The 14,067-nt window shown below is 71.8% G+C and carries 8 protein-coding genes and 1 pseudogene; 3 read left to right on the top strand and 6 right to left on the bottom strand.

Features of this window, described 5'->3' with window-relative positions; all coding sequences use genetic code 11:
- Positions 1–396 precede the first annotated feature (396 nt).
- Complete coding sequence (locus CK485_RS00540) at positions 397–1,389, top strand: C1 family peptidase (protein WP_241968042.1); 993 nt, start codon at positions 397–399, stop codon at positions 1,387–1,389.
- A 104-nt stretch (positions 1,390–1,493) separates the two neighbouring features.
- Here the strand turns inward: CK485_RS00540 and CK485_RS29270 are convergent, their stop codons facing one another.
- The 3 genes and pseudogenes from CK485_RS29270 to CK485_RS00530 form a co-directional block, all read right to left on the bottom strand.
- The gene (locus CK485_RS29270) at positions 1,494–2,528 is read right to left on the bottom strand and encodes a YncE family protein (RefSeq protein ID WP_241968085.1); all 1,035 of its coding nucleotides are present in this window, start codon (positions 2,526–2,528) and stop codon (positions 1,494–1,496) included.
- A gap of 75 nt (positions 2,529–2,603) precedes the next feature.
- Positions 2,604–4,022 (bottom strand): annotated as a pseudogene (locus CK485_RS29265) (alkaline phosphatase family protein); the annotation flags it as partial.
- Positions 4,023–4,254: 232 nt separating this feature from the next.
- Entirely contained in the window at positions 4,255–7,341 is a 3,087-nt protein-coding gene (locus CK485_RS00530) for a SpoIIE family protein phosphatase (protein WP_109445667.1), read from the bottom strand.
- A 689-nt stretch (positions 7,342–8,030) separates the two neighbouring features.
- Here CK485_RS00530 and CK485_RS00520 point away from each other — a divergent pair.
- Positions 8,031–8,612, top strand: a complete 582-nt coding sequence (locus CK485_RS00520) for a hypothetical protein (protein ID WP_241968041.1) — start codon at positions 8,031–8,033, stop codon at positions 8,610–8,612.
- Positions 8,613–8,640: 28 nt separating this feature from the next.
- On the opposite strand, the gene CK485_RS00515 is transcribed toward CK485_RS00520, so the two are convergent.
- Together CK485_RS00515 and CK485_RS00510 are read right to left on the bottom strand one after the other, a co-directional pair.
- Positions 8,641–10,698: a phospholipase C, phosphocholine-specific gene (locus CK485_RS00515; protein WP_109445665.1), complete on the bottom strand. Its 2,058-nt coding sequence runs from the start codon at positions 10,696–10,698 to the stop codon at positions 8,641–8,643.
- A 339-nt stretch (positions 10,699–11,037) separates the two neighbouring features.
- On the bottom strand, positions 11,038–11,904 hold the full coding sequence (locus CK485_RS00510; protein ID WP_109445663.1) for a DNA-formamidopyrimidine glycosylase family protein: 867 nt from the start codon (positions 11,902–11,904) through the stop codon (positions 11,038–11,040).
- A gap of 185 nt (positions 11,905–12,089) precedes the next feature.
- Here CK485_RS00510 and CK485_RS00505 point away from each other — a divergent pair, with 185 nt between their 5' ends.
- The gene (locus tag CK485_RS00505; protein WP_109445661.1) at positions 12,090–12,875 is read left to right on the top strand and encodes a VOC family protein; all 786 of its coding nucleotides are present in this window, start codon (positions 12,090–12,092) and stop codon (positions 12,873–12,875) included.
- Between the two features lie 299 nt (positions 12,876–13,174).
- Here CK485_RS00505 and CK485_RS00500 read toward each other — a convergent pair whose 3' ends face one another.
- Entirely contained in the window at positions 13,175–13,891 is a 717-nt protein-coding gene (locus tag CK485_RS00500) for a GntR family transcriptional regulator (protein ID WP_241968040.1), read from the bottom strand.
- Between the last annotated feature and the right edge of the window lie 176 nt (positions 13,892–14,067).

The following is a 14,067-nucleotide window of genomic DNA, read 5'->3' as shown; positions in this document are numbered from 1 at the left end:
GCCCGGGCACCCGCCGTTCTTCATGTTCAGCGCAGCCTGTCTTGAGGTTCCCCTAATGCCGCCCTGATATCCTGCACAGGAATATCAGGCTCCCTTTCCAGATTCCGGCACGAAATGGCGCCAGGAAAGGGCTTTCCCGTCTTACCGTTCCCCAATCTCCTTGTGATGACGGTCACTTGACGACCTTTCCGGGTTGATCTTTCGCGGAATCACCGGCTAGCTTCCTCGCACCGAATCGGGCTTTCCCCACGAGCCCGGTTCACCGGCGAGCCGGAACCGCCTGAATTTCCACAGCGGTTCGGGCCGCGGAAAATCCCCCCACTGCCGCCGCCCCTTCCCGTGCGCACCCGTCGCGCGGTGACGGACGGCGGCTCCCCACGCACAAGGAGATCTCCAGTGAGCCGTCGTCCCGCGCACAAGTGGAAGACCGTAAGCGGCCGCACGCGGATGGCCATCGGTCTCGCCACGGCCGGCGCCATCGCGGTGGCGGCCGTGGGCGTGTCGTCGGCGAGCACCGTCCGGCCCGGGCAGGCCCCGGCTCCGGCGGGCACCCCCGCCTCGGGCACGGGCACCGCCGCCCACCACCCGTTCGGGCTCGGCGCTCTCCCCGACCAGGACACCGCACGCGCCTCGGCGCTGCGTGCGGCCGCCGAGCCCAGAGTGGAGAGCCTCGCCCCGCAGGCGGTCGGCTCCCGGACGGGGAAGGCCAAGAAGAAGAGCCACGCGGTCCCGGCCGCCTTCAGCCTCGCCAAGTACGCGGCGGCGCCCGGCAACCAGGGCCAGGTCGGCTCCTGTGTGGCGTGGGCCGTGGACTACTCGGCCTACAGCGTGCTGGAGCACGAGCAGGGCATCACCGGTGGCCCGCAGGCCCCGATGTACACCTACTCGCAGATAGTCCAGGGCCGCAACGTCGGCACCACCCCCGAGGACAACCTGCGGATCGCCATGTCGCAGGGCGTCGACACGCAGTCGGACTACCGGCAGGGCAACTACGACTACACCGACCTGCCGACCTCCGCCGAGCGGGCCGACGCGGCCAACTGGAAGCTGTCGGGCTACACCCCGCTGCACACCGGCAGCCGTATCAAGGCCGACGTCGAGGGGGCGGTGGCGGCCGGTGAGCCGGTGGTCATATCCATCCCGGTCTACAACGACTTCTTCTCGCTCACCCCGCAGCAGGCCGCGTCGTACACGTACCACCCGAACACCGGATCCGGTTACGCGGGCGGCCACGAGATCACCGTCGTCGGTTACACCGGCAAGGGCGTCCGGGTGGAGAACTCCTGGGGCACCGGCTGGGGCGACCACGGTTACGTCAACCTGTCGTGGAGCTACCTGGCCGACCAGGTCGACGAGGCCAATGCCGTCGGAAAGCTGGTCCAGGGCTGAGGACCGCGCCGGCCGGTGAGGTGACCGGCGGCGCCGAGGGCAAGGGCCGACGCGGCGAGGCGCTGCCGCGTCGGCCCTTGCGTGCCAAGCGAGTTGACGCTGGGTCAGGCGACGACCACCCCGCTCGGGGCGGTGGACAGGCCGAGCGGGACGCTGCCGGCCACCGTGAGGGTGGCGGTGTCGATGGCGTCCACGGTGCTGCCCGCGTTGGTGCACACCCACACGGTGTCCGCGGTCGCGGTGATGCCGGTCGGTACGTGGTTGACCCGCACGGTCGCGACGACCTTGAGCGACGCGGTGTCGAGCACGGTCACGGTGTCGTCGTTCGCCCCGCTCACGTACGCCCGCGAGCCGTCCGGGCCGATCGCCACCTGCCAGGGCGTGTGACCGACGCGGACTCGCGCGGTCACCCGCAGCGTGCTGGTGTCGATCACCGACAGGGCGTTCTGCCAGGTGTTGACCACGAACACCCGCTTGCCGTCCGGGTGGACGGCGACGCCGCCCGCCTCGGCCTGGTCGGTGAGCCGCGCCCTGGTCTTCCCGGACTCTGCGTCGAGCACGCTCAGTCCGTCGTAGCACGTGACGTAGAGGGTGCGGCCGTCCGGGCTGGGCGCGACGGAGCGCGGCGCGAGGCCTGTCTGCCAGGTCGCCGAGACCTTGTCGGTCCCGGTGTCGATGACCGACAGGGTGGTGGAGCCGCCCGCGCCGGTGTCGGGGCCGGTGTTGGCCACGTAGACACGGCCGCCGTCCGGCGAGGAGGCCACACCGTGCGGGTAGAGGCCCACGGCGACGCTGGAGACGATCTTGCCCTTGGTGGTGTCGAGGACGGAGACGTCGCCCGCGCCGGAGTTGGCCACGTAGATCTTGCCGGTGCCGCCTGCCGCCGCGATGCCGGAGGGGTTGGTCCCGGCCGGGATGCTGGCGGTCAGCGTGTGGGTGGCGGTGTCGATGACCGCGATGCTGTAGCTGACCAGGCCGGTGGCGTAGGCGTGGGTGCCGCTGGTGGGGCCGGTCTGCGGCACGGACTCCTGGATGCCGGGGAAGTCGGTGCCCTTGGTGCTTCCTGCCGGGCCCGGGCTGGTGCCGCCGGGGCCGTCCGTGGTGAAGTCCGCGCTGTGCGTGGTGGCGTTCTCCAGCATGCGGCTCAGGGAGTACGGGCGCGCGCCGATGGTCGCCGCGCCGGCTGCCGACGCCGTGACGGCGGGGACGTGCGGGGGCTTGCGGCCCGCCTCCTGGTGCGGCGGCGTCTGGTCGGCGCCGGGGATCGGGGCCGCGGGCAGCGTCGCGATCTCCTTCTCCGCCTGCCACAACCCGTCCTTGGTGGGCGGCAGTTGGGGGAAGGCCCGGCTGCTGGGCAGGCCGAGGGCGGAGGTGAGGTCGCCGAAGGTACGCCGCCGCCACTCGCTGATGTTGGTCTCGCGCACCCCGGTGATCCGTTCGAGGAAGCGCAGTACGGAGGTGTGGTCGAACGGCTCGCTGCACACGTAGCCGCCCAGCGTCCAGGGCGAGACGATCACGCACGGCACCCGGATCCCGGCGCCGATCGGCACGCCGTCGATGAACTCGTCGGCGGTCCCGGCCGGTGGCGTCGGCGGGGCGACGTGGTCGAACAGGCCGTCGTTCTCGTCGTAGTTGAGGATGAAGACGGTCTTGCGCCACAGGTCGCGGTTGGCCGCCACCGCGTCCAGCTGCCGGGCCACGAAGTCGGCGCCGGAGGCGGGCAGGTAGTCGGGGTGCTCGCACTGCGCTGCGGTCGGGATGATCCACGAGACCGTGGGGAGCCGCCCGGCGAGCGCGTCACGGGCGAACTGGTCGGCGGGTCCGATGGTCAGGCCGTGCTCGTAGAGCGGATCGCCCGGCTTGGCGTCCTGGTAGGACTGGAAGAACTCCAGCGGGTTGCACCCGTAGTCGTCCTCCTCCTGGTAGACGTGCCAGGACACGCCCGCCTTGGTGAGCCGCTCCGGGTAGGTGGTCCAGCGGAACGGCTTCGGGATGACGTTGGAGATGACCGGGCCGCCCGCGACTCCGTTCGGGTCGACGGTGCCGGTCCAGTGGAAGAGCCGGTTGGGCCAGGTCGGGCCGAGCATCGAGCAGTGGTAGGCGTCGCAGAGGGTGAAGGACTCGGCGAGCGCGAAGTGGAACGGGATGTCGTCCCGCTTGTAGTAGCCCATCGTGTACGGGCCGTGGGCGTCGCCGTCCGCCTGGCGGTGCGCGGGCACCCAGTTGTCCATCCTGCCGTTGTTCCACGCCGAGTGCTGCACGGACCAGGCGTGGCTGGTGGACGGGATGGCCTGCGCGCTGGAGGACTTGGTGTCCAGGTGGAACGGGAGCAGGTAGCCGTCGGGGTTGGCCGGGTCCGGCTGGTAGAAGACCGAGCGGCCGGTGGACAGGACGGCGGCGTTCGGGTCGTCGAAGCCCCGCACTCCGGGCATCGTGCCGAAGTAGTGGTCGAAGGAACGGTTTTCCTGCATGAGGATCACCACGTGCTCGATCTCGTCGAGCGAGCCGCCCGGGTGGCGTGCCGATTCGGCCATCGCCTGTCGGAGGTTGGGCGGCAGGAGGGAGGCGGCGGCGGTGGCCCCGCCGATCCCCAGTGCCGAACCGAGCAGCCGTCGACGGGACATCCCTGCCATTCATCACCCCTGCGCCGAAGATCGCCGAACGCGGGCCAGCACACACCACATGACCCCGTCCGCACAAGGGGGCATGACGTGGCATGACGGTGTTTCGGGGACAGGCCGGAGTGACTCGTACGGAACGGGGGCCGAAATGGGCCCGTGTGGGGCGTTCCGCGCGGCCTCAGCCGCGGCTCACGGTGCGATGTGCCCCCGGCCGGTCACGGTGCGATGCGGCCCGGGACGCGGCTCACGGTGCGATGCCGAGGGGCAGTTCCAGCTCGAACCAGACGACCTTGCCGTGCCGGGTCGTCCGGCTCCCCCAGCGGTGCGCCAGTTCGTTCACCAGGTACATCCCACGCCCGCTCTCCAGGTCCTCGTCGATCGGCCGCAGCGTGGGGATCTGGCGTCCGGCATCCGCCACCTCGACGGTGAGCGTGCGGTCCCGGAACAGCCGCAACTGGCGAGGGGGGCCCGCGTGCCGCAGCGCGTTGGTGACCAGTTCGCTCACCAGCAGCTCCGCGATGTCGGCGAGTGGCAGCAGGCCCCAGCCCTCCAGCGTTCCGCGGGTGAAGTGCCGGGCCTGCCCGGCCAGGGTGACGTCACCGGTGAGCGGCAGCGTGGCGATCTTGTCCTCCGGGACCGGCAGGACCTGCGCCATGATCACGGCGATGTCGTCCTCGGCGCCGTCGGTGACCAGCGCGTCCAGCACCGCGTCGCACGTCTCCTCCAGGCCGCGCCCGCGGTCCGACAGGGTCCGGCACAGCAGTTCCAGGCCCTCGTCGATGTCCTGTCCGCGCCGCTCGATCAGGCCGTCGGTGTAGAGCGCCAGCATGCCGCCCTCCGGCACGGTGATCTCCACGCTCTCGAACGGCACCCCCCCGACCCCCAGCGGCACCCCGGGCGGCAGGTCGACCGGTCGGGTGCTGCCGTCCGCGCCCACCACCACCGGCGGCAGGTGGCCCGCGCAGGCGATGGTGCAACTGCGGTCGACGGGGTCGTACACCGCGCAGACACACGTGGCGAACTGCCCCTCGCCCAGGCCCGAGGCGGTCTCGTCCAGCCTGCTGAGGACCTGGTCGGGCAGCATCTCCAGGGTGGCCAGCGTCCGTGCCACGGTGCGCAGTTGCCCCATGGTGGCGGCGGCCTGAACGCCGTGCCCCATGACGTCGCCGACCACCAGGGCGACCCGGCCGCAGGACAGCGGCACCACGTCGAACCAGTCGCCGCCGACCTCGCTGACCACGCTGCTGGGCAGATAGCGGTAGGCGATCTCCATGCCCAGGGTGTGGTGGATCTCCTGCGGCAGCAGGCTGCGTTGCAGGGTCAGGGCGGTGCCGCGCTCGCGGCCGTAGAGCCGGGCGTTGTCGATGCACACCGCCGCCCGGGCGACCAGTTCCTCCGCGATCGCCACGTCCGCGGTGGTGTAGGGCTCGGAGTCGCCGATGCGGACGAACTCCGCGCCGCCCAGCACCGCGCCGCGGGCCAGCACCGGCACCATGAGGTAGGAGTGGATGCCCGCGGTCAGCCCGGGCTGTACCCGTTCCGGCGAGCTGACGATCATGGCGAGGGCTTCCTCGTCCACCTCGGGCACCAGGATCGGCTCGCCGCTGCGCAGGCTCTTGGCGTAGATGCGCGCCCCGTCGTAGCGGGAGGCCTCCCCCACCGAGTCCACGGCACCCGCCAGCTCCGGCACGTCCCCGCCTATCGCCACCGCGCGCAGGGTCACCGGCTCGTCGGAGCTGAGCGCGTACGGCTCGTCGCCGCGCAGCACCGACTCCAGCAGGTCGACGGTGGCGAAGTCGGCGAACCTCGGCACCACGACCTCGATGAGTTCCTCCGCGGTGCGCTGCACGTCGAGGGTGCTGCCGATGCGGCTGGTGGCCTCGTTGATCAACGCGAGCTGCTCACGTGCCGCGTTGGCCTCACGGAGTGCCGCCTGACGCTCCATCAGGTTGGCGTGCTCGCGCAGGTAGAGCCGAGCGTTGTCGATGGAGACCGCGGCCCGGGCCACCAACTCCTCGCCGAACGTGCTGTCCTGGTCGTCGAACGGGTTGCGGTCCATGTAGCGGGAGTAGACGACGACGCCCAGCACGGTGGAGCGCGCCACGATGGGGGTGACCCGCAGCGGCTGCGAACTGCCGTTCATGTAGGCGCGCACCCGCGCTCCCCCGGTGTGCGTCAGCAGCGGCAGCTCCGGCCCGGGGACGGTCACGGTGCGGCGGGTGGCCATGGCCCGCGCGTACGGGGAGTCGGGCGGGATGCGGTAGACCGCCTCGATCGGCAGGTCGTCGGCGGGGAAGTCGGGGTGCGCGGACCTCAGCGCGAGCCGGCGCACCAGCAGGTTCCCGGGGTCGGCCGGCTCCGGCTCCTGGCCGCTGACCAGGCGCTCCAGCACGTGTACGCCGCACACGTCGGCGAGCCTCGGCACCATCGCGTCGGCCAGTTCGCGCACGGTGGTGCGCAGGTCCAAGGTGGTGCCGATCCGGGCGCCCGCCTCCGCCAGCAGCGACAGCCGTTCCTGGGCCCGGGCGGCCCGCTCCTCGGCGCGGAAGCGCTGGGTGACGTCGATGACCGAGGAGCTGACGCCCAGTACCTTCCCCGACGGTGCCTCCAGCCGGAAGTACGACGCCGACCAGGCGCGGTCCTCCTCCGGGGCGCCGGGGGTGCGGCCGTGCGAGCGGGCGTCCACCACCGGATCGCCGGTGGCCAGCACCTGGCGCATGACGGCCTCGATCTCCTCGGCGTTGATGCCGGGCAGCACGGAGGTGAGCCGCCGGCCGACGTGCTGGTTCTCGTCGATGCCGTTGATCTTGGCGAGGGCCGGGTTGACGCGGACGAAGCGCAGTTCCTCGTCGTAGACCGCGAGGCCGATGGGTGACTGGTCGAAGAAGCCGTTGAGGACGGCGAGGTCTTCCTCCACCTGGCGCAGGGCGCGCACCTCGGAGGAGGTGACCAGCACGAAGCGCAGGTTCCCCGGCGCGGCGATGGGGTAGGTGCGGAACTCCAGGTCGACGAGGTGGCCGTCGCGGTGCCTGATGGGGAAGGTGCCGCTCCAGGGGGTGCCGGCGATTACCTGGTCGAGCAGTTCCAGCGCCTCGGGGCGCCGGTCGTCGCCGAGCAGCAGCCCGCCGACGAAGTTGCCGAGCGCCTCCTCGGGTGAGTAGCCGAGCAGGGCGCCTGCGTCGTCGCTCCAGTGCAGGATGCGTCCCTCACCGTCCAGCAGGACGGTGGCCAGCGGCACCAGGCGATGCCCCTCGGGGCTCACGGCCCCGGGCCCCGCCGCCCCCCGGCCCGGCCGAGGCTCCTCGGCCGAGCCCGACTCGTATTGGTGCATGACCAGGAAACCACCCAGACGTCGTCGTCCCGCTCCAACCCGTCACCACGCCCACCGCTCGCATCTCCAGGGTGCAACGACACCTGGCGTACGGCGAGCGCAGATGGACGAAGTCAGCATGCTGCCTATCCGGTCCTGCGTCGACCGGAACGGCGCAAGAGGCAGCCGTGATCACACGGTTGCCTCGCGCCCTCCGGCATCCGGGTGCGGCCCGTTCCGTAGAAGCTGTGACAAAGTGACGTCCGGGAGGGGTGCGGATGGCCCTCCGCCGATGCAGGTCCGTCCGGCAGACACCGCACACCTCCGTCTCCACCAGCGCCTCCGACGGACCCGGCACCGGCATCTGCCGCTCCACCCCGACCAGCGGCCCCGCGCCCGGCGCGGCTCCCGCGACCGGACCAGGGCGGTCCACCGCCCGGCCGCGCAGCGTGCCGGGGAGCCGGCCGTCCCCCCACGCGGCCTGCGTCATGAGCGCTCGCCTCGTCTTCCCCCGCCCCCGCACCGGAGTCGCGCGGACGCGCTCGGTGACGCGACGGCCTGACCGCGGGCGTGCTCCCGGGCCGCCTTCAGGCGTTCTCGCGGCGGGTGTCCCGTTCTTCCCGGGGGCCGCCAGGCCCGCCTGTGGGACCTCATGCCTTCCTGTGGGCCGTTTCGCCCAACGGGGCCATAATGAAAGCGGAGACGTGGCGATGTGCGCGACCGTGAGGATGTGGCGGTGGCGACGCAACCCGCTCAGGCGCCGCTCCGACGTGATGGAAGCCTGGGTCGGCCTGGCGGTGGGCGTCGTGATGGTAGCCGGTGCGCCCATGGCCGGATGGGCGGCTTCCGACAGCATGCGGGCGTCCCTCGACGCGCAGAACGCGGGCCGTCACGCCGCCTCCGCCGTACTGATCGCGGACGCGCCTTCCTCGGCGTCGGCCGGCAGCGACAGCGGCGCCGACTCGGCCGTGGTGCAGGCCCCCGCCCGGTGGACCGGTCCGGACGGGGCCAGGCACACCGGAAGCGTGCCGGTAGCGCCCGGCACCAGGACCGGGGCCACCACCCCGGTCTGGCTCGACGCGCACGGCCGCCTCACCGACGCCCCGCTGAGCCCCTCGCAGACGGCCGTGCAGGCCGACCTGATCGGCGCGGGCGCGGCGGGTGGGTTCTGCCTGCTGACGCTGGCCGGCCAGCGCTCGGTACGGGCCCAGCTGGACCGGCGCAGGGCGTTGCAGTGGGAGCGCGAGTGGGCCAAGGTCGGTCCGCAGTGGAGCAGCGGCCACCACGCCTGACCGGCTCGCGCTCCCGGCCCCTCACCCGTCAGCCGGTGACGCTGGGCGCGCCGGTCTCGATGTGGCCGGTGAGCCGCCGCGACCAGGCCGGGTCGATGTCGACGGTCACGGTGAAGTCGTACCAGCCGCCTGTGTAGGCGACCGCGTTGAAGTAGTCGGACACCGTCTCGCCCGCCGGCACCTTGTACGTCCAGGGGCCGTCGGAGCGGTAGTTGGTCGAGGTGACGGTGAACGTGGCCGTGGTGGAGCCGGTGTTCGCCATCGCCAGCCACAGCGCCTGCTTGCCGGTGTCGGAGGCGGTGGCGTAGGTCGGGGTGACCTCGACGTTGCCGCCGGGTGTGGTGGAGTTGCCGGCGAAGCGCCGCAGGAAGCGGTTGGGCCCGACGAGAGTGAGGTCGTAGGCGCCGTTGCCGTAGCCCGTGCCGATGTTGAAGAAGTCGCTCGCGGTGCCGCCCGCGTCCACCGTGTACTGCCAGGGGCCGCCGCCGCGGTAGGCGTTGGCGTAGATCGCGAAGTGGGCCGCCTTGGTCGCCTGGGCGCCCTGGTTGGCCATGTCGATCCAGATCAGCGTCTTGCCACCGCTGTCGAACTCCAGCCGGTCCACGTGGCCGTTCGGCTGGTAGGGCAGGGCGCGGGCGGGCTTGGTGCCGGGCTCCTGGGCGGGCAGCGCGTTGGTGGTGGGTGACGGGTTCACCATGACGTTGCACAGCGACTGGCCGATCACCTTGCTGGTGGAGGGCAGCGAGGGCAGGCCGTTGACGGGAGAGGTGAAGTCGAAGGCACCGGTCAGGTCGGAGCACACCTTGCGGCGCCACGCGCTGATGCTGTTGCACACCGCGGGAGTGCCGAGGGCGGCGGTCCACTTCTCGATGAACTGGATGACCGAGGTGTGGTCGGCGACCTGGGAGTCGACCCAGCCGCCGCGGCTCCACGGAGAGATGACCACCATCGGCACCCGGAAGCCCAGGCCGATCGGCTGGCCGTCGTAGGACTCGTCGGCGGTGCCGGACGGCGGGACGGGTGGCGGGACGTGGTCGAAGAAGCCGTCGTTCTCGTCGTAGTTGAGGAAGACGACGGTGGAGTTGAAGGTGTCCTCGTCGGCCGCGAGTGCCTGGAGCACCAGGTTGACGAAGTGCGCGCCGTCACCGGGAGGCGCGTCGGGGTGCTCGGAGAACGCCTGGTTGGCGACGACCCACGAGACCTGCGGCAGGGTTCCGGCGAGCGCGTCGGCCTTGATGGCGGCGGCGATGTCGTCCGGTGTCGAGCCGGTGGTGGCGGGCACCGATGCCATGCCACGGTCGTGCAGGGGGTCGCCGGCCTTGGCGTCGGCGAACCGGGTGAAGTACGCCAGTCCGTTGTCGCCGAAGTTGTCCGAGGCGTTCTGGTAGACCTTCCAGCTCACCCCGGCGTTCTGCAGCGCCTCGGCATAGGTCTGCCAGGTCAGCCCGGATTCGTCGCCGCCGTCGTAGGCCGGGCCGCCCGCGGTGCCGGCCGGGTCGATCATGCCGCCCCACAGGTAGGTGCGGTTGGGGCCGGTGGCGCTGATGATCGAGCAGTGGTACGCGTCGCAGACGGTGTAGGCGTCGGCGAGCGCGTAGTGGAACGGGATGTCGTCGCGGTTGAGGAATCCCATCGTGCGGTTGGACCCCTTGGCGGAGATCCAGTTGTCCATCTTGCCGCCGTTCCACGCCGAGTGCTGGGTGGCCCAGCCGTGGTCGAGCGAGCCGTCGCACTGGGCCAGGGTCTCGGGCGAGACGACGACCGAGTTGTTGGCGCTGAGTTGCCAGGGGTACTGCCGTCCCGAGCCGTTGGGCTGGTTGAAGACCGAGGCGCCGCCGGAGAGCGTGATGGTGGCCCGGTCGCCGAACCCGCGCACTCCCTTCAGCGACCCGAAGTAGTGGTCGAAGCTGCGGTTCTCCTGCATGAGGACCACGACGTGCCGGACGTCCTTGATCGTGCCCGTGGTGTTCGCGGTGGCCGCCGCCGCGGGCTGCGCTGCGGCGGCCCGGCCAGCGGAGGCCATGACGGTTCCGGCGGCGGCGCCGGCGGACAGCGCCACGAAACCTCTCCGGCTTATACCTGACATGCGATCAGTTCCTTATGCTTCGGGCGGAATGCCCAGGTGAGTGGGGGTGGCGCCCGGTCGGCGCGGCAAACGAGGGCAGGGTTTCGCCCGCAGGCCAACTCCACGCCTGCGGGCGGCGAACAACGGACGACCGGGAACCGAACGACCCTTACCCATGTGGTGAACCGGACGATGTGCGACCGTCGTGAAGATTCGGTGCGCAACGCGCGTGACGCCCACGGAGCGCCGGCTTCCGGGCAGGGCGGAGCCACGGCTTCCGGACATGGGCGCAGCCGCGGCTCCCGGGCAGGCAGAAGCCCCGACGTCCTTACCGGCGCCGGGAGTTGGTGTGGCGTGCGGTTACTTCAGCAGGCGCGACATGCGGCGGTCGGCCAGCGGCTTGCCACCGGTCTGGCAGGTCGGGCAGTACTGCAACGACGAGTCGCGGTACGACACCTCGCGCACGGTGTCACCGCAGACCGGGCACGGCAGGCCGGTGCGGCCGTGCACCCGCATCCCGGTGCGCTTCTCCGCCTTCAGCCCCGCCGCGGCGACCCCGCGGGAACGCTCGACGGCGTCCCGCAGGGTGGTGCCCAGCGCCTCGTACAGCTCGGTCACCTCGGCGTCGCTCAAGGTGGCGGCGAGTTTGAACGGTGACATCCGCGCGACGTGCAGCACCTCGTCGGAGTAGGCGTTGCCGACCCCCGCGATCACACTCTGGTCGCGTAGCACACCCTTGATCTGGCGGCGTTCTCCGGACAGCAGGGCCGCGAAGGCGTCCCGGGTGAAGCCGGGGTCGAGCGGGTCGGGCCCGAGCCTGGCGATGCCGGGCACCTGCTCGGGGTCGGTCACGCAGTAGACGGCCAGCCGCTTCTGGGTCCCGGCCTCGGTCAGGTCGAAGCCGCCTCCCGGCGGGTCGGCGAGCCGCACCCGCAGCGCCAGCGGGCCCTTGCCCGGGCGCGGCGGCGCCTCGGGAACGGTGTCGTGCCAGCGCAGCCAGCCCGCCCGGGCGAGGTGGAAGACCAGATGGATGCCGTCCACGTCGATGTCGACGAACTTGCCGTGCCGGGTCACACCGGTGACGGTCAGGCCTTCGAGCGCGGTCGGCGGCGGGTCGTAGGTCTTGAGCACGTGGAAGGCGATCGGCATCACCTTCGCCACGGCGCGCCCGGTCAGCCGTTCCGCGAGGAACGCGCTCAGGGTCTCGACCTCCGGGAGTTCCGGCATGCGACCAGTGTGCCGCAGCCTCCCGGCGACCGCCCGCGCCCCGGTCCGCCCTTCGGCCGCCGGGGCGCCGCCGTCGGCCCCGCCGAGTGGCGGGGACCGGCCGGGTCCGGGAGGGTGGGAGGCGGTAGCCGACCACGCCCGTCCGCCCGCGGATGCGCGGCGGACCTTCGCCACGGAGGCGAGTCATGCCCGAGGTCACAGCCCCTTACGCTCCCGGGACGCCCTGCTGGGTCGACCTGATGGCGCCCGATCAGCAGGCCGCGCTGGACTTCTACCGGGACCTGTTCGGCTGGGCGGGGGAGGTGGGATCGCCGGAGATGGGTGGGTATTCGGTGTGCACCCTGCACGGCAAGCCGGTGGCCGGTATCGGCAAGGCGCAGCCCATGGACGACATGCCCGCGCCGCCCACCGTCTGGACCACCTACCTGGCCACCGAGGACGCCGACGCGACGGTGCGGGCCGTCACCGACAACGGCGGCACGGCGCTGACCGGGCCGCACGAGATGACCGGTATCGGCAAGATGGCCGTGGTCAGCGACCCGACCGGCGCCGTCGTCGGCATCTGGCAGCAGCTGGGTTTCATCGGCGCCGGAGTCGTCAACGAGCCGGGCGCGCTGGTGTGGAACGAGCTGAACACCACCGACACCGCCGCGGTCGCCGAGTTCCTGCCCAAGGCGTTCGGCATCACGGCCGCCCCGTTCAAGGACGCACCGGGGTACTTCGCGCTCAACGTGGGCGGGCGCTCGGTCGGCGGCATGCAGGCACTGGGCGACGCGCTGCCCGAGGGCACGCCGCCGCACTGGCTGACCTACTTCTCGGTGGACGACACCGACTCCACGGTGGACGCGCTGGTGCGCGCGGGCGGTTCGGTGCTGCAACCGGCGTTCGACATGATGGCCGGCCGGATGGCCGTGGTGACCGACCCGCAGGGCGCCGTCTTCGCGGTCATCGCCACGCCGCCGTCCTCCTGACGGGCGCGGCCCTGAAGCCGACCCGTGCCGGGGCGGGTGGCGACGCACACCGCCCCGGCACAGGCAACACCCCTGAGTTGGGCTGGACCAATGGCGGGCGTCAAGGAGGCACGGCGCCGAGGTTCGGTCAACTCACCGTCATACGCGGCAGATTGACGCGCAGACGGCGCCGCTGCGACGAATGGGCAGGCCCCGACGCCGGACCGGCGGGCGTTTCGGCCACGCTCGACGGCACCACAGTTGGCCAGACAACTTACCGTGACGCTCCGTGACTGGTTCCCGGGCGCGACCACCACAGGTCAGAGAGCGGGCCGCCGCGAAAGGGAGCTGGCCGCCGCGGAGTTGTGCACGGCGAAGGCTATGGTGCCCGGCAGGTAGCGGTCCTCGGCCCACTCGACCGGGGACCCGGCCGGGTCCGTGCTGCGCCTGCGCTCCCGTAGCAGCGCGTCGCCGACCCGGCAGCCGAGCAGCCGGGAGTCGTCCTCGTCGGCGCCGGTCACGTCGATGGTGTGGTGGGCGTCGGTGATCACCACCCCGCGCTCCTCCATCGGCACCGTGTGCGAGACGGTCGCCGGATCGCAGGCCGCCACGATCTCGCCGACCCGCTCGGGGTAGACGGTCCGTTCGACCATCACCGGGACCGCCGACAGGGTGCGCACCCGCAGGACGCGGTAGACATGGTCGCCCACCTCCAGGCGCAGTTGCTCGCGTTCGGCCTCGTCGGCCGGGACGCGCACGAGGCCGACCACCCGGGCCCCGGGCTCCTCGCCTATCGAGCGCGCCCAGCGGGTGAAGCTCAGCGACTCGCGGAAGGTGGGCACCCGGGCGGTGCCCAGGACCACGCGGCGGGTGCCGCGCCGGGAGGTGACCAGGCCGTCCGCGCGCAGGACCGACAGCGCCTGGCGGATGGTGCCGCGGGAGACCCCGTACGCCTCGGCGAGCGCGCTCTCGGCCGGCAGTCTGCCGCCCGACCCGTAGGCACCGTCCGTGATGGCGTGCCTGAGGTCGGCAGCCACCTGCCGGTACATAGCCTGCCGTGCGTCCGCCACGTTCGCTCCCGTCAGCCGTCTGCGGTGTCCGTAATGCGTACTCCTATCAGCGCGATCGCGAGCGTAGGGCATCCGGCGGCGGACGAAATCCGGGCGATCGGCCTTGTTCCCGCCTCCGTTGTCGTTTCTCGCCCCATCGTTCA

The sequence above is a fragment of the Streptomyces sp. ICBB 8177 genome, assembly GCF_003144095.1.
In the GTDB taxonomy this organism is placed as follows: Bacteria; Actinomycetota; Actinomycetes; order Streptomycetales; family Streptomycetaceae; genus Streptantibioticus_D.
Note: the sequence above shows the minus strand (reverse complement) of the source record. Positions and strands in the feature narration are given on the sequence as shown.